Source organism: Halomonas alkalisoli, from assembly GCF_021412585.1.
GTDB classification, from domain to species: Bacteria; Pseudomonadota; Gammaproteobacteria; order Pseudomonadales; family Halomonadaceae; genus Halomonas; species Halomonas alkalisoli.
Window position 1 is genome coordinate 273885 of record NZ_JAKCMI010000044.1, and the last position, 24063, is coordinate 297947.

General features: G+C 62.1%; 24 protein-coding genes and 1 tRNA gene. 11 read left to right on the top strand and 14 right to left on the bottom strand.

The features are described 5' to 3' along the window. Positions 1–67: 67 nt before the first annotated feature. From LY622_RS21275 to LY622_RS21285, 3 genes are all read left to right on the top strand, one after another. Positions 68–610 carry a hypothetical protein gene (locus LY622_RS21275; protein ID WP_234292720.1) on the top strand — a complete coding sequence of 181 codons (543 nt, stop codon included), beginning with the start codon at positions 68–70 and terminating at the stop codon, positions 608–610. A gap of 187 nt (positions 611–797) precedes the next feature. Continuing rightward, positions 798–1010 (top strand): hypothetical protein, encoded by a 213-nt coding sequence (locus tag LY622_RS21280; protein ID WP_234292721.1) that lies wholly within the window; start codon positions 798–800, stop codon positions 1008–1010. Positions 1011–1173: 163 nt separating this feature from the next. Further along, positions 1174–1350 (top strand): hypothetical protein, encoded by a 177-nt coding sequence (locus tag LY622_RS21285; RefSeq protein WP_234279013.1) that lies wholly within the window; start codon positions 1174–1176, stop codon positions 1348–1350. A 359-nt stretch (positions 1351–1709) separates the two neighbouring features. On the opposite strand, the gene LY622_RS21290 is transcribed toward LY622_RS21285, so the two are convergent. Beyond that, positions 1710–1786, bottom strand: a tRNA-Arg gene (locus LY622_RS21290). A 156-nt stretch (positions 1787–1942) separates the two neighbouring features. Here LY622_RS21290 and LY622_RS21295 point away from each other — a divergent pair. Together LY622_RS21295 and LY622_RS21300 are read left to right on the top strand one after the other, a co-directional pair. Next, entirely contained in the window at positions 1943–2731 is a 789-nt protein-coding gene (locus tag LY622_RS21295; RefSeq protein WP_234292722.1) for an HlyD family secretion protein, read from the top strand. Positions 2732–2880: 149 nt separating this feature from the next. Next, the gene (locus tag LY622_RS21300; RefSeq protein ID WP_234292723.1) at positions 2881–3948 is read left to right on the top strand and encodes a YeiH family protein; all 1068 of its coding nucleotides are present in this window, start codon (positions 2881–2883) and stop codon (positions 3946–3948) included. A gap of 186 nt (positions 3949–4134) precedes the next feature. Here LY622_RS21300 and LY622_RS21305 read toward each other — a convergent pair whose 3' ends face one another. Next, positions 4135–4515, bottom strand: coding sequence for a VOC family protein (locus tag LY622_RS21305; RefSeq protein WP_234292724.1), 381 nt, complete (start codon positions 4513–4515; stop codon positions 4135–4137). A gap of 174 nt (positions 4516–4689) precedes the next feature. Here LY622_RS21305 and LY622_RS21310 point away from each other — a divergent pair, with 174 nt between their 5' ends. The 5 genes from LY622_RS21310 to LY622_RS21330 all read left to right on the top strand — a co-directional run bounded on the left by LY622_RS21310 (position 4690) and on the right by LY622_RS21330 (position 9968). Beyond that, positions 4690–5430, top strand: coding sequence for a class II aldolase/adducin family protein (locus LY622_RS21310; RefSeq protein WP_234292725.1), 741 nt, complete (start codon positions 4690–4692; stop codon positions 5428–5430). Positions 5431–5669: 239 nt separating this feature from the next. Then, a complete protein-coding gene (locus tag LY622_RS21315; RefSeq protein ID WP_234292726.1) occupies positions 5670–6620 on the top strand; it encodes a Bug family tripartite tricarboxylate transporter substrate binding protein in 951 nt (316 codons plus the stop codon). 123 nt (positions 6621–6743) lie between these two features. Beyond that, positions 6744–7280 (top strand): tripartite tricarboxylate transporter TctB family protein, encoded by a 537-nt coding sequence (locus LY622_RS21320; RefSeq protein WP_234292727.1) that lies wholly within the window; start codon positions 6744–6746, stop codon positions 7278–7280. 68 nt (positions 7281–7348) lie between these two features. After that, on the top strand, positions 7349–8848 hold the full coding sequence (locus LY622_RS21325) for a tripartite tricarboxylate transporter permease (protein ID WP_234292728.1): 1500 nt from the start codon (positions 7349–7351) through the stop codon (positions 8846–8848). Between the two features lie 61 nt (positions 8849–8909). Then, positions 8910–9968, top strand: a complete 1059-nt coding sequence (locus tag LY622_RS21330) for an AbrB family transcriptional regulator (RefSeq protein ID WP_234292729.1) — start codon at positions 8910–8912, stop codon at positions 9966–9968. Here the strand turns inward: LY622_RS21330 and LY622_RS21335 are convergent, their stop codons facing one another. Next, positions 9969–10700, bottom strand: a complete 732-nt coding sequence (locus LY622_RS21335; RefSeq protein ID WP_234292730.1) for a GntR family transcriptional regulator — start codon at positions 10698–10700, stop codon at positions 9969–9971. Between the two features lie 318 nt (positions 10701–11018). Here LY622_RS21335 and LY622_RS21340 point away from each other — a divergent pair, with 318 nt between their 5' ends. Then, positions 11019–11927 (top strand): LysR substrate-binding domain-containing protein, encoded by a 909-nt coding sequence (locus LY622_RS21340; protein WP_234292731.1) that lies wholly within the window; start codon positions 11019–11021, stop codon positions 11925–11927. A gap of 20 nt (positions 11928–11947) precedes the next feature. On the opposite strand, the gene LY622_RS21345 is transcribed toward LY622_RS21340, so the two are convergent. The 11 genes from LY622_RS21345 to LY622_RS21395 form a co-directional block, all read right to left on the bottom strand. Then, positions 11948–12715: a sulfite exporter TauE/SafE family protein gene (locus LY622_RS21345; RefSeq protein WP_234292732.1), complete on the bottom strand. Its 768-nt coding sequence runs from the start codon at positions 12713–12715 to the stop codon at positions 11948–11950. A gap of 222 nt (positions 12716–12937) precedes the next feature. After that, on the bottom strand, positions 12938–14353 hold the full coding sequence (locus LY622_RS21350; protein ID WP_234292733.1) for an MmgE/PrpD family protein: 1416 nt from the start codon (positions 14351–14353) through the stop codon (positions 12938–12940). A gap of 79 nt (positions 14354–14432) precedes the next feature. Beyond that, positions 14433–15821, bottom strand: coding sequence for an MmgE/PrpD family protein (locus LY622_RS21355; protein ID WP_234292734.1), 1389 nt, complete (start codon positions 15819–15821; stop codon positions 14433–14435). 74 nt (positions 15822–15895) lie between these two features. Beyond that, positions 15896–17335, bottom strand: a complete 1440-nt coding sequence (locus LY622_RS21360; protein ID WP_234292735.1) for an MmgE/PrpD family protein — start codon at positions 17333–17335, stop codon at positions 15896–15898. Continuing rightward, on the bottom strand, positions 17332–18123 hold the full coding sequence (locus tag LY622_RS21365) for a phosphosulfolactate synthase (RefSeq protein ID WP_234292736.1): 792 nt from the start codon (positions 18121–18123) through the stop codon (positions 17332–17334). The genes LY622_RS21360 and LY622_RS21365 overlap by 4 nt, the downstream gene beginning before the upstream one ends. Beyond that, complete coding sequence (locus LY622_RS21370; RefSeq protein ID WP_234253735.1) at positions 18123–18317, bottom strand: hypothetical protein; 195 nt, start codon at positions 18315–18317, stop codon at positions 18123–18125. The genes LY622_RS21365 and LY622_RS21370 overlap by 1 nt, the downstream gene beginning before the upstream one ends. Before the next feature lie 24 nt (positions 18318–18341). Beyond that, positions 18342–19802, bottom strand: coding sequence for an amidase (locus LY622_RS21375; protein WP_234292737.1), 1461 nt, complete (start codon positions 19800–19802; stop codon positions 18342–18344). 86 nt (positions 19803–19888) lie between these two features. Beyond that, complete coding sequence (locus tag LY622_RS21380; RefSeq protein ID WP_234292738.1) at positions 19889–21403, bottom strand: tripartite tricarboxylate transporter permease; 1515 nt, start codon at positions 21401–21403, stop codon at positions 19889–19891. 12 nt (positions 21404–21415) lie between these two features. After that, entirely contained in the window at positions 21416–21922 is a 507-nt protein-coding gene (locus tag LY622_RS21385; RefSeq protein WP_234292739.1) for a tripartite tricarboxylate transporter TctB family protein, read from the bottom strand. Positions 21923–22006: 84 nt separating this feature from the next. After that, positions 22007–23029 carry a Bug family tripartite tricarboxylate transporter substrate binding protein gene (locus tag LY622_RS21390; RefSeq protein ID WP_234292740.1) on the bottom strand — a complete coding sequence of 341 codons (1023 nt, stop codon included), beginning with the start codon at positions 23027–23029 and terminating at the stop codon, positions 22007–22009. A 164-nt stretch (positions 23030–23193) separates the two neighbouring features. Then, a complete protein-coding gene (locus LY622_RS21395; protein ID WP_234292741.1) occupies positions 23194–23964 on the bottom strand; it encodes an SDR family NAD(P)-dependent oxidoreductase in 771 nt (256 codons plus the stop codon). Positions 23965–24063: the final 99 nt, after the last annotated feature.

The following is a 24063-nucleotide window of genomic DNA, read 5'->3' on the forward strand; positions in this document are numbered from 1 at the left end:
GCCAGCGGGGGCAGATGGACGAGGCCGCCGCAGCTATTCAAAATCAGTGGAAACGAGGTAAGCAATAATGACCAAGCGTAAGATTCTTTCCGCCGCCCACCGTCTAGAGCTGCTGGACGATGATATGTCCGTCTTGGTGGATTATATCGAGGCGCGGCAGGACGACCACGACGCGGCTGTGACTGCTGGCAACGATGATGAGGCCGACCGTTTGGCCGAGGACCTGGAGAGGGCCGAAGAGAAGCGCCGCGCCCTTGAGATGCGCCGCACTCCGTTGGAGCAAGCCGCCGAAGCCGAAGCCGCCCAGGCGCGTGAAGCCGAGGGCAAGCAACTGTCCCGCGAGGCTAACCAACGCCGCGCCGCCCTGGTGGCCGCCCTGGAGACTGCGCATCAAAAGGCCGCCGAGCTGGAAGCCGCACTAGCCGCCGTGGGCGACCAAGATGTTATTCGCTGGGCCACCAACGCCCGGCAGGCTAACGAGCACGGCGTTAGCGTCGAGCGTGGAAGCCTGACAGGAGGTCGAGAGCTAGCGGCGAAGCTGCACACTGCCGGACGCCGCGCCACCTGGATCGCCGATTCGATGAATAGCCGAGTACTGGGGCTGTGGTGAGCCTACGGAATCGCGTTAACGCCCTGGAGAGCCGCGCTGGTCGCGGCCTTCGTCGTGAGGTGGTCGAGGCATTGGAGCGTTGTCTGGCGGCTGCTGTGGCCGCTGGCGACCACCATCGGGCCGCTGTGGTGCGTGCTGTCCTGGCATCACCGCATGGAGTGGCCGCCTCTAAAGCGGTGTTAACCCGATGACTCGCATTGAACAACGCCTGGCCGCGCTAGAGGCGGTACTGGCCGCCCATACCCCCCACGGAGAGGCGAATCCCCAGCGCATCCACCGCGCCATGCTCGACCGTGGTCATGACGTACCGCCGCCTCGACCTGCCCAGGATGCCCGCGAATGGCTGGACTCCGTGCCGTTCGCTGTTATTGGAGATCTGCTGAGGAGCTACCGCCCATGACCACTACCCGCCGCCGTATCGAGTCCCTGGAGCGTCGGAAACCTCAGCGGGGCCTAGTGCTCAGCTTTGCCGGCATGTATGACCAGAACGCGCCTGGAGCCTGGCAGCGACCGACGAACCAGACGTTTGAGCAGGCATACCGGAACCACACGAAGGGCGAGCTATGAACCACATTGAAAAGCGTCTTGCCACCCTGGAGGCCCGCAAGCCTATCGACCCAGGCCCTGACCGTATCGAGCTGGTGGGCATGGATGGCACCGGCCCGCGTGTCGTCATGGAACGCCAAGCGAATGGCGAATGGCGCCATGAGGTAGCTAACGAGGGAGTGCAAGCCCCATGAAACCCCAAATCAGGTACAAATCTAGAGCTATGAAATGCCACAAATCAAAGCATCAAACCTCGACCTTGGCTCAGCCGCGTGGATCATCGCCGGAATATTCGGCTCTTGGCTGTTTCTCGGCTGGCTGGACACTCGTCATGATAACCGCATATCTGAGCGGATTGCTCCCTTAGAGCAGCGTATCGAGTCGCTGGGGGTCCGGGCGAAGAGTATGGGGCTGTAGAGTGCCGACCAAGGAAGGCGGCACTTTGAGATAGTTGGAGGGGTAATGCTTACCAATCTAGGGGACGGGCTAGGGGATAAATGACATTGCGGCCGATGCTGACGATACCTGTATCATCTTAACCCATTGAAATGATTGGCGCCCCCACCAGGATTCGAACCTGGGACCTTCCCCTTAGGAGGGGGACGCTCTATCCAGCTGAGCTATGGGGGCGCAACGGCTGCGCATTATAAGGGCTTGGGGCGGGAAGATAAACCGTAACGGCCGAGGGTCTTGCTGGCGTAACACTGTCACCCCCCGTCACAGCGCTGCCCACCGCCTTCGCTTGGGCGGTATAGTAGTGCTTTTTCATTCCTATGCGTTCTTTGCATGTTCCAGGAAGCCCACAGGATCAAGCGTCTCCTTCCCGTTCTGATTCTGGCCATTGGCGTGGCGGGCTTCCTGGTGCTGCGTCTCACGCGTCCGGAGCCGGTAGAGGCGGTGGCGCAGGAGCGCAGCTGGCGGGTCGAGTCGGTGGTGGTGGCCTATGGCGAGCATGTGCCGGTGCTGCCACTGTTCGGCGAGGTGGTATCGCAGGACCGGGTCAGCCTGGTGGCCCCCATGCCGGCGCGGGTCGCCGAGCGGCCAGGGCAGGAGAGACAGGGTGTGGCGGCAGGCACACTGCTCGTTGCACTGGATGAAGCCGATACGCTGCCGCCCTTGCGTCAGGCCGAGGCGGAGGTGGCGGATATCGAGGCGCAGGTCGCCAATGAGCGGATCCGCCACGATAACGACCGTGAAGCCCTGGCGCGGGAGCGCGATATCGTCGCCAACGCACAGCGTCAGATGGAGCGCACCCGCTCGCTGGTCGAGCGCAACCTCGCCTCCCCATCGGACCTGGACAACGCCAGCGACCTGACGGTGGCCACCCGCGAGGGAGCCATTGCCGAGCACCAGGCACGGTTGCAAAGCCTGCAGGCGCGGTTGGCACGGGCCCAAGCCGTGGAGCAGACGGCACGACGGGATGCGGATCGCAGTTGGGTGGTGGCACCCTTCGATGGTGTCGTTACCGGTATTCGGGTCGCGCTTGGCAGTGCCACTATTGTAACGCTGGAATACCGGCAGAGAGGATGCTGCCCCTGGCCCTCGCCGACTGTCAGTGGCCATCGGCTCAGCTGAATAGTCATATCTTTATTACCCAATGGAAGGTGGGCATATACCGTCATAAGCTGCCTGACGCTGACGAACTTGACGTTCCCTTGTTAAGTGAAGTGGCGCTATCCGCGGCGTCTTCCCCGTACTGGGGGAGGCGTACACCGGGATATGGCATGGAGATGACGAAGATGATGATAGAGCGTGGCAGGCGAATTCTTCGTAGCCCGGCTACCTTGTCTCGAGCGGCACTCAAGGGGGTTCCGCAGGTGATGCCCGGTGTGATGATCTGCATCACCATTGCGCTGGCGACCACCTTTATTGCCGATTATTACGGTGGCCCTACCCTGCTGTACGCGTTGCTGTTTGGCATGGCGCTCCACTTTCTTTCTGAAGAAGGGCGTTGCGTGGCCGGGATCGAATTCACCGCGCGAGTCATTCTGCGTGTTGGCGTCGCACTGCTCGGGGTGAGAATCACCCTTGAGCAGGTGGTTTCTCTGGGGGGCGGGCCAATTGTCATGGCGATGGTAGGGGTGGTCTTGACCATCCTGATGGGGGCCCTCCTGGCCAGGCTGCTCGGCCTGCATCGAGACTTGGGCTTGTTGACGGGTGGGGCTGTGGCTATCTGTGGGGCGTCTGCGGCACTGGCCCTGTCCGCCGTCATGCCCCGTGAGGCTAACAGTGAGCGCAATACCATTCTCACGGTTGTCGGTGTCACCACACTGTCAACGGCGGCGATGGTGCTCTATCCATTGATCGTCGGTGTCCTCGGCCTCACGGACCAGCAGGCCGGGGTGTTTCTGGGGGCAACGATCCACGATGTGGCTCAGGTCGTCGGCGCGGGATACATGATCTCGGAAGGTGCCGGCGATGTAGCGACATTCGTCAAGCTGATGCGTGTGGCGATGCTGGTGCCGGTCGTGATGTGTTTCATGTTTCTGTTTCGCCAGGCGCAAGCCAGCGAACGCAAGGGTGGGCTGCCCAGGTTGCCCGGCTTTCTGGTGGCCTTCGTGATGCTGGTGATCCTCAACAGCATGGGGGCGATACCTGAGAGCCTTGCCGATGGTATGACAGATCTTTCCCGCTGGTGCCTGGTGACGGCCATTGCCGCGCTGGGGATCAAGACGTCTTTCCAGAAGCTGGCCGTGGTGGGGTGGAGGCCGGTGATTCTGATGGTAGCCGAAACCGTCTTTCTGCTCGTTCTGGTGCTGGCGTTCATTCTGGCTGGTGGAGTCAGCCTTTAGCGCCTGCACTCGCCGACTGTTCGAACCTGGGGTTTCACGCCCAGGGCATCGTATTGTCCTGCGCTATTTTTCGCTGCTTCATTCTCCCGTGTTCTTACCCACACAGTCGAGCGCCGGCGGTGAGGTACCGCCGGCGACCGGGGAGAGACTCCTGCCCGTCCGTCACGGACGAGGCATTGCGTGCCGTCAGGAGATATCGAAATGCCCCTGGGGGGCGAACTCGGCGACGCCACCTCCGGGCAGGCGGAACTTGACCGGGATGACGCCCGGGGCGCTGACCACTTCCAGGCCATGCTGTTCCACCATCTTCAAGAAGGCGTCCACGTCCTCCACCTCGAAGCCGAAGTGGTGGATGCCGGGCCCCGTGCCGCTGGCGCTCCCTTCTCGGGACGCCTGCTCGTCATCGTACTTGAGCAGGGCAATATCGATGTTGCCGTCGGTCATGTGACGGGAATAGTGATCCCGGTTATGGCCCTGCCTGACATCCCGCAGGCCAAAAACCTTTTCATAGAATTCGCCCGCGGCGTCCAGATCATCCACTTTGATTGCAAGGTGAGCAATGCGCATGGCGTTTCCTCCTGATTATTAAATTTGTTCAGGCAATGCCGCGCCTAAGCCCGTTGATTGCCGATGGGGTGACCGGGCATGGGAGAGGTCTCCCCGATGCTACGTCACAATTGGTATATTATATAAATTATAGTAATTTGTCTAACGATCACGGTCATTCCTAAAGGAGGTGTCATGTCGTCTGCGATGGTGGAAGCAGTGCGGAAGCGTCTGGTCAGCGGCTGTCGGGTGCTGGCCGGGCATGATCAAGGCGATCTGATATGGGGGCATCTGTCGGTTCGCATGCCCGGCGAGCCGGACAAGCTGTTCATCAAGCCGGCGGGGCTGGGGCTTGAAGAGATCGATGACGAGCACCTGATTGTGGCTGACCTGGATGGCAACCGACTGACCGGCCGCTGGCCGATGCATGCCGAGGTCTTCATTCATACCGAGATTTTCCGCCGGCGTGCCGATGTCCAGGCGGTCGTGCACACACATCCCTGCCATGCCGTGGCCTTCAGTGCCCTGGGGGTCCCGCTGCAGCCGGTGGGTCATGAAGGGGCGCTGTTCATCGATGGGTTGCCTGTGTTCAGTCAGACCTCCGACCTGATCGTCAATGCCGAGTTGGGGCGGGCTTTGGCGAGCACGCTGGGCGCGGAGCGGGCGGCGCTGATGCGCAACCATGGCATTGTCACGGCGGGACAGAGCATCGGCGAGGCGGTGATGACGGCGTTGCTGCTCGAGAAGGCCTGCCGTGTGCAGCTGCTGGCGATGTCGGCTGGAGGGGGGCTGGTCCTTCCGACTGCTGCCGACGCCCGGGCCAAGCGCGACAGGCTATACCGTCCAGCGACCTTCGAGACGGCCTTCGATTATTGCGAGCGTCTTGTCGCCGCAAGGGCGAGCACAGGCTGCTCTTGCGGTGGCAATGAGCCTTAGCGCTTCCCCGCTCGCTGGGCGGGATCCGTCGCCGAGCGTCGGGTTGTTCGGGCGGCTGCGGTGCGTGTTCGTCCTTTAGTCGTAGGCTGGTCATTCGCTCCCGACGGCCCCTTGCGTCAGCGAAGTGGTGTTGCTACCTTTGTCTTGTAAATTATATAAAATATGAATTTGGGAAGAGCAATGCCCGCAGGTGCTGGCCGCAGCGCCTAGAGGCTCCCCGTCAGATGAGGAGGACGACAATGCGAAAAACAACAATGCTTCTATCGACACTAGTGGCACTGCCCCTGGCCATGCCAGTGGTGGCCGACACTCAGTGGCCCACGCAGGACGTGACATTGGTCACCCACTCCAGCTCCGGCGGGGGCGGGGATGTGATGCTGCGCAACATGGGACGTACCCTGGAGCAGAAGTTTGGCATCAATACCGTGGTGGATAACCGTGTCGGTGGCTCGGGGGCTGTGGCCATGTCCTGGATGGCCAACCAAGCCCCCAACGATGGATATACCATCCTGTCCGTCACGCCCACTCAGTTGATTACACCACTGCGAGCCCCAGGTATTCCCACCTATCAGGATCTGACGCCCATTGCGCGCTTGCTGACGGATCCCACTACCCTGTATGTACACGAGAACAGCCAGTTTGAGACCATCGAAGAACTTCTCGAGCATGCACGGGAAAATCCGCGCAGCCTGAGTATCGGCATCGGTAGTGCGGGGTCGCTGGATCAGCTGGTACTGCAGAATTTTGCCAGGGAGACCGACATTGATGTGCGCACCATCCCTCATGAGGGGGGCGGCGATGCGGTCGTAGCCCTGCTGGGCGAGCATGTCGATGCCGTGATCGGTGAGCCCGGCCAGGCCCTGACCCATCTTGACTCCGGCACCTTACGCATGCTGGCCGTCTTCCAGGAAGAGCGTCTTGAGACCTATCCAGAGGTGCCCACCTTGCAGGAGCTGGGCTACGAAGTGATTTCCAACAAGTTCCGCGGTGTCTTTGGTCCGCCGGATATGGACCCGGAGCTGGTCGAGGCGATCGGCAACACACTGCGCGATATCGTCGATGACGAGCCCTGGAAGACCTACTGGAGCGAGGGCAGCATGACACCTTCGTATCTAGGCCACGAAGAATTTACCGAGTTCCTGCACGTGGCCAATGAAGAGATCCGCGAGTTCGTTGAGGGTCTGCAGTAGGCTTCGGCGGTACTTGTTCAATCATTGACACTCCTCGCTAGCTGGTTGAGCAGGCATGGCCGATAGTGAGTCGGTCATGCCTGCCGCCGCTCTCAACTCGGCATTTCGATAAGGGTACGCCTGATGAATCGTACCAATGTGCTTTCCGGGATCGTCTGCTTTGCCATCGGCGCCTTCGTCTTCTGGCTGTCGGCTGACGTGCCCTCCTTCACGGCAACCGATGAGCTGGGTGGTCGCTTTTTTCCTCGCCTGATCTCGGTCCTGTTCATGCTCGCAAGCCTGGGGTTGATCATCACGGGCTGGATGAATATCGAGATTCAGGGGGGCCAGGTCGGTGGTGGCAAGGGGAAGTCGGTACCCAGGGATGAGGACGAACGAGTCCCGGATGATGAACCCAGCGACGCGCTGACCATCGGCGGAATGCGCCCCGGGACCCTGAGGCTGTTCGGCTTTATCGCCGTCATGGCTGTCTACACGATGATTCTTCCGCTGATCGGCTACATCCCCGCTTCACTGGTGGTCTTTGCGGCCTTGATCATGATCGCCGGAGAATACCGGCCTCTACGGGTTATGCTTGGCACTATTGGTATCACCGCGGTGCTTTATCTGCTTTTTGCCGTTATCTTCGGAATGAATGTGCCAACGGCTTCGCTTTTCTAGCGACCTACTCTCTAGTCGTAACTTTCAGTTTACGGTTAAAAAACAACCAGGCTCTAGAGGAAACCACTATGATAGAGGTTGCCGCAATTGGCGAGGCTTTACTCAATGTTTTGTCGCCATATACTCTATTTTTTCTTGTCCTTGGTGTATTCATAGGCATCATTGCCGGAATACTGCCAGGCATCAATGGGGCTATCGGGATCAGCCTTATCCTGCCATTCACTTTTGGCATGCCCCCCGCAACGGCTCTTATCATGATGCTCGGGCTCTGGGGCGGGCAAAACTTTGGTGGCGGGGTGACGGCGGCGCTTGTGCATGCGCCGGGGGCAGCTTCGGGAGCAGCAACACTCTTCGACGGCTATCCGATGGCGCAGAAGGGGCAGGCCGGCAAGGCCCTGGGCATCATCTGTATCTCTTCCGCGATCGGGTGGTTTCTCAGCACCATTTTGTTGGCGGTGATCGCCCTGCCGCTAGCCGCTTTTGCCTTGCGCTTCAGCGCCCCCGAGTATTTTGCGGTAGGCGTCTTCGGCCTGAGTATGGTGGCCAGCATGGCGACAAAGAACATTTTCAAGGGGGCTATTGCTACCTTGATGGGGTTGTTGATCGTGACCATCGGCACCGATCCCTTCAGCGGCCTGCCGCGTTTCACCTTCGGTCGCTTCGAACTCATGGATGGCATCAATTTTCTGATTGTGATGATCGGGGTTTTCGCCATCGCAGAAGTGCTGGTACAGGCACAGAAGCCCAATGTCCAGGCGAAAGTGCAGGCTTTCTCGCGTGAACTGCCAACCTGGAAGGAAGTTCGAGCTCTACTGCCGACGATTTTCCGTTCCTCGGGTATCGGCATGCTGGTCGGCACGGCGCCGGGGGCAGGGGGGTCGATCGCAGCCTTCATCGCGTACAACGAGGCCAAGCGTTTCTCGAAGCATCCCGAGGAATTCGGGCACGGCTCCCAGGAGGGCGTGGCGGCACCCGAGGCCGCCAACAATGCCACCGAAGGTGGGGCCATGGTGCCCCTGCTGGCCCTGGGGGTGCCGGGATCGGGGGCTGCCGCCGTCATTCTGGCCTCGATGATCCTCTATGGCCTGCGTCCTGGCCCGCAGATTTTCACCGAACAGCCGGTGCTGGTGTATAGCCTGTTCTTCGGCCTGGCCATCGGTGCCGTGGTATTGTTGGTGCTCGGGCTGCTGCTGACGCCCTACCTGGCGCTGGTCATGCGCATTCCCAAGCCCTATCTGATTACCGGGGTGACGGGGATTGCCTTCATGGCCGCCATGGCGATCACCGGGCTGCTGTTCGATGTGAGGCTGGTGCTGTTCTTCGGTGTCCTCGGCTACATCATGCGCAAGCTGGATTTCCCGCCGGCGCCGATGATTCTGGCCCTCGTACTGGGCTTCATGATCGAGACCTCGCTGCGCCGGGCGCTCATCATGTCGGATGGTGACTGGACGGTATTCTTCACGCGGCCTATTTCGGCGGTAATTCTCTGTGTGGCCTTGTTGTCCTTCTTCTACCCGATGATTCGCGAGGTCGTGAGCCGGCAACGGGCTAAGCGTCGTCAGGCTTGATAGATGAAGCACTTTTTACTCGGGTGCGGTGGCGATAGCTCATGCATGTGATGCTTGTGTCATGAGCCCACCAACCCCTGGGGCCCGCCGGGAGTCATATAGCGGCTTCTTTCGTGCCTGGGGCATCGGCCTGGTGGGCGGTGGGTTGGCAAGCTGGGCCGGGATACCGCTGGCCTGGATGCTGGGGCCGCTGTTTGCCGCCATGCTGATATCCCTAGCCGGGATTTCGCTGTCGATGCCCAGCCCCTTGCGCATTGGTTCTCGCGGCATGGTCGGCATGCTGTTGGGCTCGGCGGTGACGCCCGAGACCTTTGAGCGCGTGAGCCAATGGCCTTTCAGCCTGATGCTGATGGTGTTGGGACTGCTGTTGATGTCCGTGTTGACCGCGAGTTACTACCGGTGCATTGGCGGCTTCGATCGGCTCTCGGCGGTGTCGGCCTCGTTGCCGGGGGCGATTAGCAATATTCCGGCAATAGCCATACGCATGGGGGCAAACGGGCCCAAGGTCGTTCTCTCGCACCTGGCAAGAGTCACGTTGGTGATTATGGTCGTGCCGCCGCTGTATATGGCGTGGCAGGGCCTCGACGCTGGCCTGGAGCGCGGCAATCCCACATCGTGGAACTTGCTGGGGGAGCATCTGTGGATCCTGCCGGCGGCCCTCCCGGCCGGGTTTCTGGCTCGCCGGCTGAGCCTGCCGGTTCCCGAGATGATCGGTCCGATGATCGCGGCGTCGATACTGTCGCTGATGGGGTATCGCCTCGCGTTGCCTGAGTGGCTGCTCGCCGGGACCTTCCTGGTGCTCGGCACCACGATCGGAGCGCGCTTCTACCGCATGCCCTTGTCACTGCTGGTGGGCACCGGTCGCCATGCGCTGCTGGCGACCCTCGTCACTTTGGCCACGGCAGTGGCAGTGGCGGTCGTCATGCATACTGTGCTGGGCGTTCCCCTGGCGGTGGCGCTGCTCGCGGTGATTCCCGGCGGGCTTGCTGAGATGGCCTTGCTGGCAGCGGCCTTGGGTGTCGATCCCGTCTTCGTGACGTTCCATCAGATCGCTCGCAGCATCCTGCTGAACGCGCTGGCGCCCTTCGTGTTGCGGCTGTTTGGGGGGCGCTCGGGGTAGCTAGCCCATTTCGTTGCGGTAGTGGATGGTATCGGTCATGCCGACCATGGTGCGCCATTCCACCGGTTCGCCGCCCAGGCTGTAGGCTACGCGCTCGACTTCCAGTACCGCAATGCCCGGCTCGATGGACAGGAAGCGGGCCTCTTCCGCGGTGGCCGCCCGTGCCCGGACTTGTTCCACGACCTTGGTGATTAGCAGGTTGTATTCCTGTTCCAGAATCAGGTAAATGGAGCCCGGCGAGTGCTGCTGTAGGATTCGCCAGGCCTCGGGGCACAGATCGTCGGACAGGAAGATTCGCTCGAGCAGGACGGGGCGGGCATCCAGATGACGCAGGCGCAGGGTTTCGGTGCCCGTCGACCCGGGAGCGATATGCAGGCCGTGGGCGATACGTTCATCGGCCTCGGCTTGGCGTGTCTCCAGGTAGGTCGCCTCGTTACCCGCCACCTTACCCCCGGTGTTGCGGTAGAGTTGGTGGAAGCGGAAGGGCTGGTAATCGCCGTTATGCGAGGTGACGAAAGTGCCTTTGCCGGCCTGTCGCGTCACCAGGCCTTCACTCGCCATTTCCTCGATGGCTTTACGTACCGTGCCTTGGCTGAGATGGTATTCTTCGGCAAGGCGCATTTCGCTGGGCAGGCACTGGCCCGGTTTCCATTCACCCTTGAGCACCCGATAGACAAGGTGTTGCTTGACCTGCTGATACAAGGGCTTAGAGCTGGGTCTGGTCTCATTCATGCCGGTAGGCGGTTCCTGGTGAGGAGCGGTCGTCGCCCGCTTGCGAGGCATGACGACGTCTGGGGGTGGCGTGGCCTGGGAGTCATGACGTGATTTTTCCATGGGGCGCATGCCTCTCGGTTGCCAGTTGAAAGCGAAATCTCCCTCCGTTTCATTGTATCATTTATATTATAGGATTTTGAGCGTCATGCCCATTGCATGGGGCCATCGGGCAGGAGTGGCTGTTCTCGACAAGCAACGACCGATTCGCTGAGGGTGCGCGTTGCTCTCTCCAAGGTGTTGCCATGATCTCCTTGTTATCTTTTCGCTAGGATTGCTATGTCGCTTCCCGTCACTTTTCGCCAGATTCAGGTGTTTGCCGCCGTGGCTCGCAACGGTACCGTCATTGCCGCGGCGCAGCAGTTGCATCTGTCACAATCCGCCACCAGCCAGGCACTGTCGGACCTGGAGCGACAGCTTGGCGTTGCCCTTTTCGAGCGCCTGGGGCGTCGCCTATGCCTCAACGATATCGGCCGCCACCTGCTGCCACAGGCAGAACGCCTGCTGGATGGAATGGAAGTCTTCGTGAGGTCGGCGCAGGAGCCGGAAGGGAGGTTGAGTGGCACCCTGAATGTATCGGCCAGCGCGACCATCGGTACCTACATGCTGCCTGCGCTGGCGGGACGTTTCAACGAGCGGCATCCTGGGGCCGACCTGAGATTGAATCTGCGCAATACCGGCGAAGTGGTAATGGATCTGCTCAGGCTGAATGCCGACCTGGGATTGATCGAGGGGCAATGCCATGAGCCACGACTGGCCAGCGAGGCCTGGTGCCAGGACAGGATGGTGATCATTTGTTCCCCGCAGCATCCGCTGGCCCGGGTTGGCCGCCTCGAGAGGCATGATTTGATCGACGTGAGCTGGATCATGCGTGAGAAGGGCTCGGGGACCCGTGAGGTATTCGAGATCGCCCTGGGCGCACATGTCGACCGCTTGGCGATTCGCATGGAGCTCGGTCAGCACGAGGCCATCAAGCAGGCGGTGCGAGCGGGGTTGGGCCTGGGATGCTTGTCGTGGCTGAGCGTGGCTGGGGAGATCGAGCGCGGTGAACTGATCGCCCTGAGTAGCGACTTGTGCCTGACACGACGCTTTTCCCTGGTGTGGCATCCGGAGCGTTATCGAAGCCCGCTGTGGCAGGCCTTCAAGGTGTTCCTCGTCGAGCAATCCGACCAGTACCCGAATGGCTAGCTGGCGGGCGGCGTTGCCGGTTATCCCAGCAGGTCCATGACCGGGCGCCATAGCAGGGATATGCCGCCGACCATGATGATGCCCTCCATGATGGTGGTATGCAGCTTGACCGAGGTGTGGCTCACCACCCATCGCCCCAGGTAATTGCCGGGAATGGTGCAGAGCCCGAGCAGAAGGCCGGCCAGGAGCATGCTGGGCGTCAGCAGGGCATGATTGCTGAAGGCGATGGCCTTGGTGGTGTTGACCGCGGTGGAAATGGCGGCATCGGTGGCCAGGAAGGCTTGCCCCTTGATCCCGGCACCCAGCAGCATGGGGACCAGGAACATGCCCATGCCGGTGGTGGTGCCCGAGCCGATACCGAACAGGCCTGTGCCGATGGCAAGGCCCCTAGGGCTGAGCTGCATCTTGCGCCTTGCGCAATAGCGCCCCAGGGGGACGGCTATCAGCAGGAACAGGCCGAGCATGATCGAGACCGCTTCGCTGCTTAGGCGCACGTATACGAAGGTGCCGATCAGCACCCCGGGAATGGCGGTCATCAGGGCCAGCCCGGTCAAGCGGACATCGATGAGCTTGCGGTACAGCCAGAAGCGGTGGGCATTGGCCAGCAGCATCGCCACACTCATGATGGGGATGACGGCCTTGACGCCGATGATCGGCGCCAGTACCGGAGGCAGGATCAGTCCGCCGCCGAACCCCGTCATGCCACCCAGGGTGCCGGCGACCAGTGCCGCGAGCAGGATGGCGATCAGTTCGCCGGCGCTGAAAGCTCCCAGGGCGAGAAAGTCCAAGCGAAAGGTACTCCGATCCGTTCAGGTGATGCCGGCGATCGATGCCTGGCCCATGATCGGGTTAGTGCAACCCCGAACTAGTACTGCCCGCGAGTCGCGGGCAGTTGACGGCTGAGCGTCACTCGGTGGTCAGCTCATTCATGTTGCTGGCCGGGTGGGTCATGCGCATTGCGTTCCCCTCCGGATCATTGCTCGGGGACGGTCTGCCATGGGGAGCGCGCCTCATGCCTCGTTGGCGACATTGGCCATCCAGTCGGTGAGGGCCGCGCTGTCGGCCAGCGTATCCACCGCCCAGATGGATGCGATGAGGGCCTTCTGGCTCTCTTCGTCCAACAGGCCCTGGGCGCAGACGCGGAATTTCTCCTCGACCTCACCATTCGTCATGGGGTTGCTCGGGCCGCCGCGATAGCGTTCATCGGCCCACTTCTCGAACGTCTTGCCATCCTTGGTCTGCAGCACGATGCGCGAGCGAATGCGGTCGAAGCCCATGGCCTCGATCTCGGGATCGAGATGGAGACTGATGCGCTTCTGCATGTCCTGCATGGGATCGCTGCTGACGAACTCATCGGTGAACTCCTTGGCGCCGGCTTGGCGACGCAGCACCAGCATGGCCAGCAGGGCATTCATGCAGAACTTGGCCTGGAGATGATTTTTGGCGATGGGGTAACGGATTGGTTCGAGGATATTGTTGGCTGCGTAGAAGTCGATCTTCTCAACCTGCTCCGGCTGAATATCGTGTTCGAGTACCAGGTTGCGCATGGCATCCATGGACTGATGGGTGACGATGCCGGAGGGGTAAGGTTTGATGCTGACGCCGGGCGAGACGATGGTGAAGGTCTTGCCGAAGCCTTGGCTCAGTTTCTCTTCGGAGTAGCCGCCACCCAGCACCTGGAGGAAGCCCCAGCGCCCATCGAGGGCGGTCGGGTCGGCGGTGAAGCCGCGCTTGGCCAGCATGGCCGCCGTCACCCCGTTCTCGGCGGCACGGCCCACATGCAGCGGCTTGGTCATGGTACCGAAGTTACAGCGGATGCCGGCGGCGAAGCTGGCGGCGATGCCCAGCGCATTGGCGAGCTGTTCGTCGGTCAACTCCAGTAGCTTGGCGGCGGCGGCGCAAGCGCCGAAGGTACCAACCGTACCGCTAGTGTGGTGACCGCGGCGGTAGTGGTCCGGCAGCATCCATTCGGAGATCTTGGACTCCACTTCGACGCCGGTCTGGAAGGCCAGCATCAGGGCTTCACCGGAGACGCCGCCCAGTTGCTGGGCCACGACCAGAGCGGCGGTCAGCGGTGGCACAGAGGGGTGGGTGAGCAGGCCGTACACGTGGCGTGGGTCATGGCTGACCTGGGTGTCATCCCAGTCGTGGGCATGGCCCGAGGTGCCCAGGATGCGGGCGGCAGCTGGGGTAGGAATACGCTGTCCCTCACCGGCCAGCAGTAGGGCGTCTTCTCGCCCCCCCTGGTAGACGGCTTCCTCCATCAGGATGTGCACCGAATGCTCGGTGGCGCCAGCGGCATATAGCCCCATGGTATCCAACATGCAGCGTTTGCCGATTTCCAGGGCTTCGGCGGGAAGGTCTGCAAAGGTCACGTTCTGGATGAACTGTACGGCATCCCGGGTGATGTTGGTTTCCGTGGTCATGGTTTAACTCCTTGCAGATGATGTGGCCATCCTGAGCCGCTGCATTCGGCGTCAGGGGGCATGCCGGAGTGGGCGTCGGTTACTTACCCAGCAGCTTGGCGGAGAAGGGGACGGCACTGCCGAACAGCTCGTCGGCAAAGGTCGACAGGGCGGCTGCGTCGGGGCCGGACCAGTTGCCGAACGTCAGGTTGGCCTGGCATTTGGCGAGCAGGTCATCTCGACTCATGGGTTCGTGCAGGCCGCCACGCAACTGGCCCTGGAACTCGGATACGGTTTCGCCGTTCTTGAGCCGTGCGGCAACATGGCCGGTGTAGTTACTGGGGTACTCGTTATCGGGGTCGACTTCGAAGCGCACTTTGGCAGCCAGCTCCAGCACCTCGGGATCACGGATAGATGTCTCGGTGAACTCGGCCAGGCCGGCATCGCCATAGCAGAACCCTGCTGCCACCGTATAGGGACCGCTGAACTTGGCCGCGTAGGGGGTTGGCGGGCGCTGCTTGTGGGCTAGCGGCTCCCAGAGACGGTGAACCGTACCTTCCCCGACCTGGCAGACGATTTCCTCGACGTCGGCGGCCTTGATATCGCGACGTGCCAGGCGCACGGCACAATCGATGTACGGCTGGGTCATGGTGCCACAGGCATAGGGTTTGAAGGCGACATTGGCGGCCTCCCAGTGCTGGCCCAAGCCGTCGACCAGGAGCGTGAGATCGGGCTCGATGGACGGGGCAAAGGCCTTGTAGAGGCCGTGCACGCCCTCGAAGACGCTGACCGGTCCATGAAAGCCGGCCCCGCCCATCGCCGCTGCCCGAATCCCGGATTGGGCGGCCCAGCCGGCATGCATGCGCTTGGTCCAGGAGCCGTCGGCGAGGTATTCGATGATGCCGGCCGACATGCTGGCCGAGACGCCCAGGGTATTCTTGAGCTGTTCGGCATCATGGCCCCGGGCGACACCGACGCCGATTGCCGCGGCCACGGTGCCCAGCACCGAGGTGGGATGGAAGCCGGCGGCATGAACCCCCTTCTTGGCGATCGCTCCCAGTCGGCACATCACTTCGATGGCCACCGCCATGCCCAGGGCAACCCGGCCCTCGGACAGGCCATAAGCCTCGCCGGCGGCGAAGAGGGCCGGGACCACGACGACCCCGGAATGCACTGGGCAGCCTTCATAGGTGTTGTCGAAGTCTTCGCCATGGCCGGTAGTGCCGTTGATCAGGGCGGCATCGTAGGGGCTGCGCGGCGTGTCGCTACCGAAGACGGTGCAATTGCCGGGTGTGTCGGCGGCTTGACTTACCGCCCGACCGTAATCGGTATCGAGCGAGGCGATGGCGAGCGCGACGGTATCCAGGACCGTGTTGGCTACGGCGCTGCGAACCGTGTCGGGAACAGCGTGTTCATCCAGATTGGCGGCCCACTCTGCCAATTGCTCGGATAGGGAGCGTGGAGCGCTCGCCGTCGATACTTTCGTCATGTTGGGCTCCATAATGATAATTTATATAAAATAAAAGAAAACATACCATAAGGCAACGAATACCACAGCCTTCGTCAACCCCTGAAGGTCGCTAAGCCTGTAAGATCACCTGCTTTAGGAAGTTCTTGCAGGTAGTCCAGCAGTTGCTCGCCGCGTTCGGCGGGCCAGCCGCCGTAGGCGACGTTGGCGCGATATTTGGCGATGATTGCCTCGAGGGTCAGCGGCTCGTGGACGCCGCCACGCATATGCGGCTGGTCCAGGGCGATCTGCTCGCCATTCTTGAGCCGCACCCGCAGGTGCCCGGAGTAGTTGCGTGGGTATTCGTTGGCCGGATCGATCTGGTAGGAGATCTTACGCGCGAGTGCCAGGATTCGCGGGTCCTTGGCCTTGGCGTCCGTGAACTGCTCGAGCCCGGCATCGCGCTCGAAAAAACCGACGGCCATGCAGTAGGGCATGCTGAACTTGGCGGCATAGCCGGAGGGGGGGGCATGTTTGGCGGCCAGGGGCTCCCAAAGCCGGTGGACCAGCCCCTCGCCCGTCGGGCACAGGATCGAGTCGATCTCGTCCGCGTCGACGCCCTGTTCGGCGAGGCGGATCATGCAGTCGATATAAGGGTGGATCATGGTGCCGCAGGCATAAGGCTTGAAGGCAATGCGTTCCATATAGAATGTTTTACCGAGGCCTTCCGCCACATGCCGGTAGTCCGGTGTCGCTGTGGGAGCGAAAGCACGGAAGAAGCTGTGCTCACCTTCCAGGATGGTGCGCGGCGCGAAAAACCCCTGCTGGGCTATCACTGCGGCGCGCACTCCGGATTGGGCGGCCCAGCCGGGATGAAGGCGCTTGGTCCAGGCCCCATCGGTCAGAAACTCGATGATGCCGGAAGAGAAGCTGCCGGCCACACCCATGGCCATTGCCAGCTGGCGGCGGTCGAGGCCGAGGGCGGTGCCGGCCCCCATGGCAGCGCCCAGCGCACCGATAACTCCCACTGGGTGAAAGCAGGCCTTGTGCATGTGGCCGGCCGCCACATGGTTGAGACGACAGACGGCCTCGGTGCCGGCGATGATCCCGGTGAGCACGCGCTCGCCGGACAGTTGGAAGCGCTCGCCCACCGCCAGCACGGCCGGTATGACCATGGCCCCTACACGGATAGGGGCACCCTCGAGAGTATCGTCGAAGTCCTCGCCATGGGTGGCGGTGCCATTGACGACTGCCGCGCCGGCGGTATCGAAGCCTCGCGCATGGCCGAAGGCCGTGCAGGGGCCGTCGCTGTCCCAGCCGGCGACCAGTTGTTGCACATACGGCTGCTGGCGTGCGGACACACACAGCCCGGCCATGTCGATGAGGTCCTTGGTCGCCACGGCCTTGGCCGTCTCCGGGAGGTTATTCAACGTCCACTGGCTAAAGGCCTCGGCCATCTGTTCAGATAGTGTCGGCCCCTCATGTTCTATGTGCTCCGCCATAGTTCCTCCCGTGGTATCGCTGTTGATTTGGGGTGTCGCCGTCGAGGCGGTCATAGACCGGACATGAGGCCGAAAACGCCACGCTTGCGCATCCCGCGGCGCCGGGACTCCAGGTCGAGGACCTGGTCGCTGTCCACGTCAAGGTTCACGCGCGCGCCGAAGGTGGTCAGGAACCAGGAGCGCAGGTCAGACTCCTTGGCCTGGAAGATGAGTGACTCCAGGCCGAATTCACCCACCAGGTCCTGGATCAGTGACTCGTTGACTTCCTCGACGCCTTCATTGAGGCCCTCGGCCTGGATCAGCACGCGGTGGGCACCGGCCGCCAGGCAAGCCTGGACCTCGGCGGCCACCAGGCGCTTGCTGCCGGCCCAGGACACTCCGCCCTTGCGCCCGCATTCGGCGATCACTTCCAGGCCGACCTCGCGCGCCTGGGCAATGAACTCGTATTTCTCGCGGATACCCATGGCGACCTGGGCGTTGGAGATCTCCACCCCCCAGCCGCCGAGATCGTGAATGGCCTGGTAGTAGTTGCCGGCCATCCCCTGCACGATCGCCAGTTCGGAGATCTCGCCGGCGAAGAAGGTCGGGATGTCATGGCGCGCGTAGCTCGCCAGCTTGGCGTGCAGCACCTCCGGGTCCAGCAGGCGTGCCACGCCCATGGCCAGCTTGGCGATGTCGATGTAGTCCGCCGCCAGCTCCAGCAGGTCATCCTGGGCGTGGCGTCCCAGGCCGCGGTCGGCGACGATGGTCAGACCGTCCTGGCGGGGCTTGGCGATGCGGCCGGGGAGGCGTACCACGCTCAGTGCCTTGCCTTCCAGGTGATCCACGAGCGGTGTGGCCATCAGAACTCCTCACGTGGGAAGACGGGGGGGATCGGGTCGACGGCATTCATCTGGTCACCGAGCTCGGCCTCGATCTGCTCCATGGCGGTCAGCCAGGTGGAGAGGCGAGTCGCGATATTGCTGAGTTCATCGTCGGGAATCGTCAGACCCTGTAGCTGTGCCATGACTTTGACTTGTTCGATGCTGAGGTTCATAGGTATCTCCAGTTCGCTATCGGTTCAGGCGACGCCCTTGAGCGTGGTGTCGAGGGCTGGATGGTGACGATGCCACGCGGAGGCTTGTTGGAAGGCATGGCCTACTCGGAACACGGTCGCCTCATCGAAGGGTCGCCCGGCAATCTGCAGGGCCAGGGGGAGGCCTTCGCTTGAGAAGCCGGCCGGCACTGAGAGCGCCGGTACGTTCGACAGGCTGAAGGGGTAGTGGCAGATGCGTCGCTCGATCAATCGGGCTACCACGTCCTGCTGGTCGCCATCGACCCGCTCCTGGGTGGCCTCGATGAGCTTGGGCGGCGTCACGTTGGTGGGGGTGATCAGGGCATCGTAGCGGCGCAGCGCATCCAGGACCTGTCGTCTCACCAGCACCCGGGCGCGCATGGCGCGATTGTAAACGCTGGCCGGTATCAAGCTTGCGGCGGCCAGCCGGGTGCGCGTGCCGACATCGAAGCGTTGGTAGCGGTCGCGAAGGTAGTTGGCCAGGAAGTAGGCTCCGACATCGGCATCGGCGCTCAACAGCTGCAAGGGAACCGCCCATTTCGCCAGCGGCAGGGAGACTTCCTCGACCACGGCGCCTTGTTCACGCAAGGTCTGGATGGCTTGTACCATGGCCTCGCGCACCTCGGGGTGGGTGGCCTCGCCCCAGGCGATCTCCTTGACCACCGCCAGCTTCAGCCCCTTCAGGTCGCGGCCTAGCCGGGCGCTGAAGTCCGGCACTTCGCGGGGTATGCACAGCGGATCCTTGGGATCATGCCCGGCAATGGCCTGCAGCACCGCGGCGCAATCTTCGACGCTGCGGGTCAGGGGGCCGAAGGTGTCGCTGGTATAAGCGGCCATCACACCCCCGTGACGGCTGACGCGGCCATGGGTGGGACGCAGCCCCACCACGCCGTTGCAGGAGGCCGGGCCGCGCACCGAGCCGCCGGTGTCCTCGCCGATGGAAAAACTGCACTGGCCCGCCGCCGTGGCTATGCCGGATCCGGTGGAGGAGCTAGAGGCCGTATGCGCGGGGTTCCAGGGGTTGCGGGGTTGGCCGTAGGGGAACTCGATGGTGCCGCCCTTGCCGAACTCGTGCAGGTTCTGCTTGCCGATCAGCACGGCACCGGCATCGCGCAGGCGGGTGATGATGGTGGCGTCATGGGGGGGCTGCATCTCTTCCGGATCCAGCACCTTGGTGCCCAGGGTGGTGGGCAGCCCCAGGGCATGCATCTGGTCCTTGACGCCATACGGCAGGCCATGGAGGGGGCCGCGGTAGTGGCCCTGGGCAATTTCCTGTTCCGCCTGGCGTGCCTGTTTCATGGCGAACTCGCGGTCGACAGTGATCCAGGCGCGTAGAGTGTCGTCATAGCACTCGATGCGATCCAGGTAGGTTTCCAGCAGCTCGACCGGTGACAGCTGGCCGGATTCAATCAGGCGGGCCTGCTCGGTGGCTGTCAGATAGTGAAGCTCGTTGTTTGGCGTGGACATGCTATCTCCTTGTTTCTGGTGTCAGGCGTGGTGGTAACAGGTGCCGTCAGTGCTCCCTGCTGCAACCTCGCGTTGAAATGTTCTGGCTAAGCGCTGCGGTTGCGAGTGCGCCACGCGGTGAACTTGCGCATGATCAGCGGCTGCAGCAGCGACAGCACCAGCAGGATCGCGAAGGCCATGGCCACCGGCCGGCCCAGGAAAAAGGCGAGTTCACCACCACCGCTGATCTGCCAGGTACGTATCAGTTCGCTCTCGACCATTCGTCCCAGCAGCAGGCCGACGACGCAGGCGGCGACAGGGTAGCCGTAGCGCTTCATCAACCAGCCCAGCCCAGCGAAGACGAACAGGGTGATCGGGCCGGCGTGATCGCCGGTTACCGCGAAGGAACCGATCAATGCTAGGACCAACACCGAGGGGATCAGGATAGTCAGCGGCACGCGAACGATGTTGCCGGCGACGGCCAGAAAACCTAGCCCGACGACCAGGAGTAGGGCGGCCTGGATGAAATTGCCGAAGATGATGGTGTAGACGATGTCCATGTTCTGGTTGATGAACTGAGGGCCGCCGGTGACGTTGTGCATGGCAAAGGCCGCGAGCAGCATGGCTGTGCCACCGCCACCGGGTAGGCCCAAGGCCAGCATGGTAACCATCGAGCCACCCTCCGAGCTGCTGTTGGCGGACTCGGCGGCCATGACTCCCTTGGGGTTGCCCTTGCCGTAGCTGTCGGGGTCCTTGTCAGTGCGCTTGGCCTGGGCGTAAGCGATCAGGTTGCCTACCGAGGAGCCCACTCCGGGGATGGCGCCGACGAAGACACCGATCAGGGTGCCGCGCAGCTGGAAGAACGGATAGCGCAGCACCGACAGGAAGCCTGACAGCACACGTCGGTAGTCGGCACGGCGTGCCGCCTTGTCCTTGATCAGGAATTGGCTGCCGACCAAGGTGAAGAGCTGGCTGGCGGCGAACATGCCCATCATGGCCGGTACCACGGGGATGCCGTCGAGCAGGAAAGGAATGTCCATGGTGCCGCGAACATAGCCACTAGTATTCATGCCGACGGTACCTAGTAGCAGCCCAAAGCCACCGGCGATCAAACCGCGGGACAATCGCTTGCCGCCCAGGGCGGCGATCATCGTCAGGCCCCACAGGGCGACCAGCAGCATCTCCGCCGGGCCTAGACGGATGACCCAGTTCCCCAGGGGCGCGACCACGAATAGCAGGATGATGTAGCCCACCAGTACGCCCAGAACAGAACTCATCAGCGCCAGGCCCAGAGCTTCGTTGTGCAGGCCCTTGCGAGCCATGGGGTAACCATCGAAGGTGGTGGCCACCGAGGAGGTGGTGCCGGGGATGCCCATGAGTATCGAGGTCACCGCCCCACCATAGCCACCACCGGTGAAGATGGCGGTGAGAAACATCACCGCCGGAAGGAAATCCATGTACAGGGTCAGGGGCAGGCAGATGGCCATGGCCATGGTGTTGGAAACACCGGCGATGGACCCGGCGATCAAGCCGATCAACAGGCCCGGGATGATCACCAGCCAGATATTGATGTCGCTGCCTAGCAGCGATATGGCGCCCAGGATAGCCGAGGAATCAAGCATGATGTGGCACTCTCAGAACAGCAGGGTCGGCAGGGGGTACGGCAGCAGCCTGGAGGCCCCCCCCACCACTACCGCGGTAAAGCTGGCGGCGTAGATCGGGACGAAGAGCCAGCCGCGAACGCCCAGCAACAACAGGGCGAAGATCATAAAGAGCAGGGTGGCGACGTCCAGTCCGATCAGGGGGTAGGACATCACCAGGGCCCCGACACCCAGTAACAGCAGGAAAGCGTGCAGCAGGTCCATGGGGGACTGCTCCTGCTCCAGCTCGTCCCGTTCGTGATTAGGAAGCTGAGTAGCACGCTTCTGCACAGGATGTTTTCGAAATCGGATACATTGCGTTACTACCAGCAGGCACAGTCCCAGTAGCAGCATTGCGAGTGGAACCACCAGGATGATGTTGTTGATGTTCCGGGAAACCTGCAGGGTATCGGCGAGATAGAAACCGGTTACCCCGGCAATCACGATAACCAGGGCTAGGTGTCCATACTCGACATCGATCTTCCAGGGGCCAAGGCGCATAGCGGCACCTCTCGGGGAGTGGGGTAGTGACTCGGGTAGTAACTAAGCAGAGAGACGCAGCCATGGCTGCGTCTCTTGCCTCACTTAGTTGGGCCGTACCAGTTCGAGAAGTTCCGGATCGCTGATCGCCTCGTGTTGGCGCAGCATCAATTCGCGGGATTCGTCCGGTCCAACCCAGTCGATCCCCAGGTCTTGACCCTCATGGTCCTCGATGGCCTCGGGGTTTTCGGACACCTTCTGGAAGGCTTCGACGATCTTGGCGTAGCGCTCAGGGTAGGTCTCCATCAGTTCGGTATGGACGAAGTAACCCTGTATATGCCCAGACACGATGCGGGGATACTCGATCCCTTCTGCTTCCGCCACCTCGAGGACATGGGGGGCATCCCAGACCTGGGAGGGTTCTTCGGAGAAGACCATTAGCGGCCGGAACTCGCCCTTGCGCGCCTGCATGCCCTGGTCGCCGATCGCTCCGACGTCGAACTGACCGCCGATGATGCCATTGCGCACCGGGCCACCGCTGTCATAGGTGACGACCCTCACATCGTCACGGTTTACCCCGATGGCCTCCAGGAAAATGGCCAGATTGATCATGTCCGTTGAAGTGGGCTGCACACCGATGCTGACGGTGCCGGGATTCTCGCGGATCTCGGCGATTAGTTCATCGATGTTGGAGAAGCGGCTGTCATTTGAGGTGGCGATGATGGAGGTGCCGATATCACTCAGATTCACCGGCTGAAAATCCTCGATCTCGAAGTCAGCCCCCTGGACCAGCTGGTTGACGGTCATGTAGGGGAAGGCCGTGGTGCGCATCAGGGTGTAGCCGTCGGCAGGCTGCTGGTGGAAATAGACGTGGCCCAGCATGTTACCGCCGCCAGGACGGTTGACTACCTGGATGGGTTGGCCCAGTTCTTCGGCCAGGTACCGCGAGATCAGGCGCGCGGCTCGGTCATTGGTGCCGCCGGTTCCCGCCGGGACGACCATGGTGAGCGGTCTGTCGGGGAACTCATCCGCGCTCACACTGTTGGCGCCGATGACCATGGCGCTTGCCATGGCGACTGCGGTGGCAAGCTTGCTCATTCTACGGGTGCGGTTGAATTTCAATTTCATCAGTACCCTCTCCTCTCGGGTGTGGCTGGCGGGCAGCCATCGATTGTCGTTGTGTGAGATCAGGCGTTTTGTTTGTATATTATATATAAGATACAAATTTTCAGCTGTCAAACTGATACTGCTAGTAATTCGTCGACTGCAGCCGATTGTTCATCTGTCGGCACTCAGTTGAGGTAGGTTCCCCCATTGACGTGCACAGTCTGGCCAGTCATGAAACGGCCATCCGGTCCGCACAGCATCTGCACGACCCCGGCAATCTCCGCGGCCGTACCACGACGCCCTAGCAGTGGCTTATGTATCGCATGATGCTTGGGCTTGGCGGCCACGGTGGAGGTGTCGCGTTTTGTCTCCACCATGCCTGGAGATACCAGGTTGGCGGTGACACCGTAGTCGGCCAGGTCCCAGGCCAGTGCCTTTGTGAGCCCCATCAGCCCGGCCTTGCCGGTGACTACATGAACCCTGTCGCTGCCACCGGAGCTGCCTGTCATGCCGCCGATGTTGACAATGGCGCCTGCGCTGCTCTTGATCAGGTGCGGAGTGGCCGCCCTGGCGCACAGGAAGGCGCCGTCGAGGATGATGGCCAGGATCTCCTTCCAGTCCTCCAAGCTCACGGTCTGCAGCTTGGCTTCCCGTCTCACCGCGGCATTGTTGACCAGGATGTCCAGGCCCCCAAATGTCTCGATTGCGCAACCGATCAGGCGCTCGACATCGCTTTCGTTGGTGACGTCGGCCAGGCAGCCGACTGCCTGGCCGCCGCTGTCATGAATCTCCTGGACGACCTGCTCGACCTGCTCACGGCTAGAGCGGGCGTTGACCACGACGGCGGCGCCCTCTGCAGCCAGGCGGACGGCAATGGCTTTCCCGATGTTCCTGGCGCTGCCGGTGACAATGGCAACGCGACCTTCCAGGGGGCGTTGTCCAGTTGACTGTGTCATTTTCTTCTCCTGGGTTGCGTAGGGGCCGCACGCGGTCTTGTGCAGGCGGCGGGATGGCGGGGGAGGTTCGACGGGGCGCAGGCCTCATTTGCCTCTCGC

Coding starts and splice junctions, on each gene's coding strand:
- LY622_RS21325 (WP_234292728.1), top strand. CDS start 7,349: ATGATAGAGGTTGCCGCAATTGGCGAGGCTTTACTCAATGTTTTGTCG.
- LY622_RS21365 (WP_234292736.1), bottom strand. CDS start 18,123: ATGGCCACACCGCTCGTGGATCACCTGGAAGGCAAGGCACTGAGCGTG.
- LY622_RS21380 (WP_234292738.1), bottom strand. CDS start 21,403: ATGCTTGATTCCTCGGCTATCCTGGGCGCCATATCGCTGCTAGGCAGC.
- LY622_RS21310 (WP_234292725.1), top strand. CDS start 4,690: ATGTCGTCTGCGATGGTGGAAGCAGTGCGGAAGCGTCTGGTCAGCGGC.
- LY622_RS21350 (WP_234292733.1), bottom strand. CDS start 14,353: ATGACCACGGAAACCAACATCACCCGGGATGCCGTACAGTTCATCCAG.
- LY622_RS21315 (WP_234292726.1), top strand. CDS start 5,670: ATGCGAAAAACAACAATGCTTCTATCGACACTAGTGGCACTGCCCCTG.
- LY622_RS21280 (WP_234292721.1), top strand. CDS start 798: ATGACTCGCATTGAACAACGCCTGGCCGCGCTAGAGGCGGTACTGGCC.
- LY622_RS21395 (WP_234292741.1), bottom strand. CDS start 23,964: ATGACACAGTCAACTGGACAACGCCCCCTGGAAGGTCGCGTTGCCATT.
- LY622_RS21355 (WP_234292734.1), bottom strand. CDS start 15,821: ATGACGAAAGTATCGACGGCGAGCGCTCCACGCTCCCTATCCGAGCAA.
- LY622_RS21285 (WP_234279013.1), top strand. CDS start 1,174: ATGAACCACATTGAAAAGCGTCTTGCCACCCTGGAGGCCCGCAAGCCT.
- LY622_RS21375 (WP_234292737.1), bottom strand. CDS start 19,802: ATGTCCACGCCAAACAACGAGCTTCACTATCTGACAGCCACCGAGCAG.
- LY622_RS21385 (WP_234292739.1), bottom strand. CDS start 21,922: ATGCGCCTTGGCCCCTGGAAGATCGATGTCGAGTATGGACACCTAGCC.
- LY622_RS21330 (WP_234292729.1), top strand. CDS start 8,910: ATGAGCCCACCAACCCCTGGGGCCCGCCGGGAGTCATATAGCGGCTTC.
- LY622_RS21335 (WP_234292730.1), bottom strand. CDS start 10,700: ATGAATGAGACCAGACCCAGCTCTAAGCCCTTGTATCAGCAGGTCAAG.
- LY622_RS21305 (WP_234292724.1), bottom strand. CDS start 4,515: ATGCGCATTGCTCACCTTGCAATCAAAGTGGATGATCTGGACGCCGCG.
- LY622_RS21390 (WP_234292740.1), bottom strand. CDS start 23,029: ATGAAATTGAAATTCAACCGCACCCGTAGAATGAGCAAGCTTGCCACC.
- LY622_RS21370 (WP_234253735.1), bottom strand. CDS start 18,317: ATGAACCTCAGCATCGAACAAGTCAAAGTCATGGCACAGCTACAGGGT.
- LY622_RS21275 (WP_234292720.1), top strand. CDS start 68: ATGACCAAGCGTAAGATTCTTTCCGCCGCCCACCGTCTAGAGCTGCTG.
- LY622_RS21360 (WP_234292735.1), bottom strand. CDS start 17,335: ATGACCGCCTCGACGGCGACACCCCAAATCAACAGCGATACCACGGGA.
- LY622_RS21300 (WP_234292723.1), top strand. CDS start 2,881: ATGGAGATGACGAAGATGATGATAGAGCGTGGCAGGCGAATTCTTCGT.
- LY622_RS21320 (WP_234292727.1), top strand. CDS start 6,744: ATGAATCGTACCAATGTGCTTTCCGGGATCGTCTGCTTTGCCATCGGC.
- LY622_RS21340 (WP_234292731.1), top strand. CDS start 11,019: ATGTCGCTTCCCGTCACTTTTCGCCAGATTCAGGTGTTTGCCGCCGTG.
- LY622_RS21295 (WP_234292722.1), top strand. CDS start 1,943: ATGTTCCAGGAAGCCCACAGGATCAAGCGTCTCCTTCCCGTTCTGATT.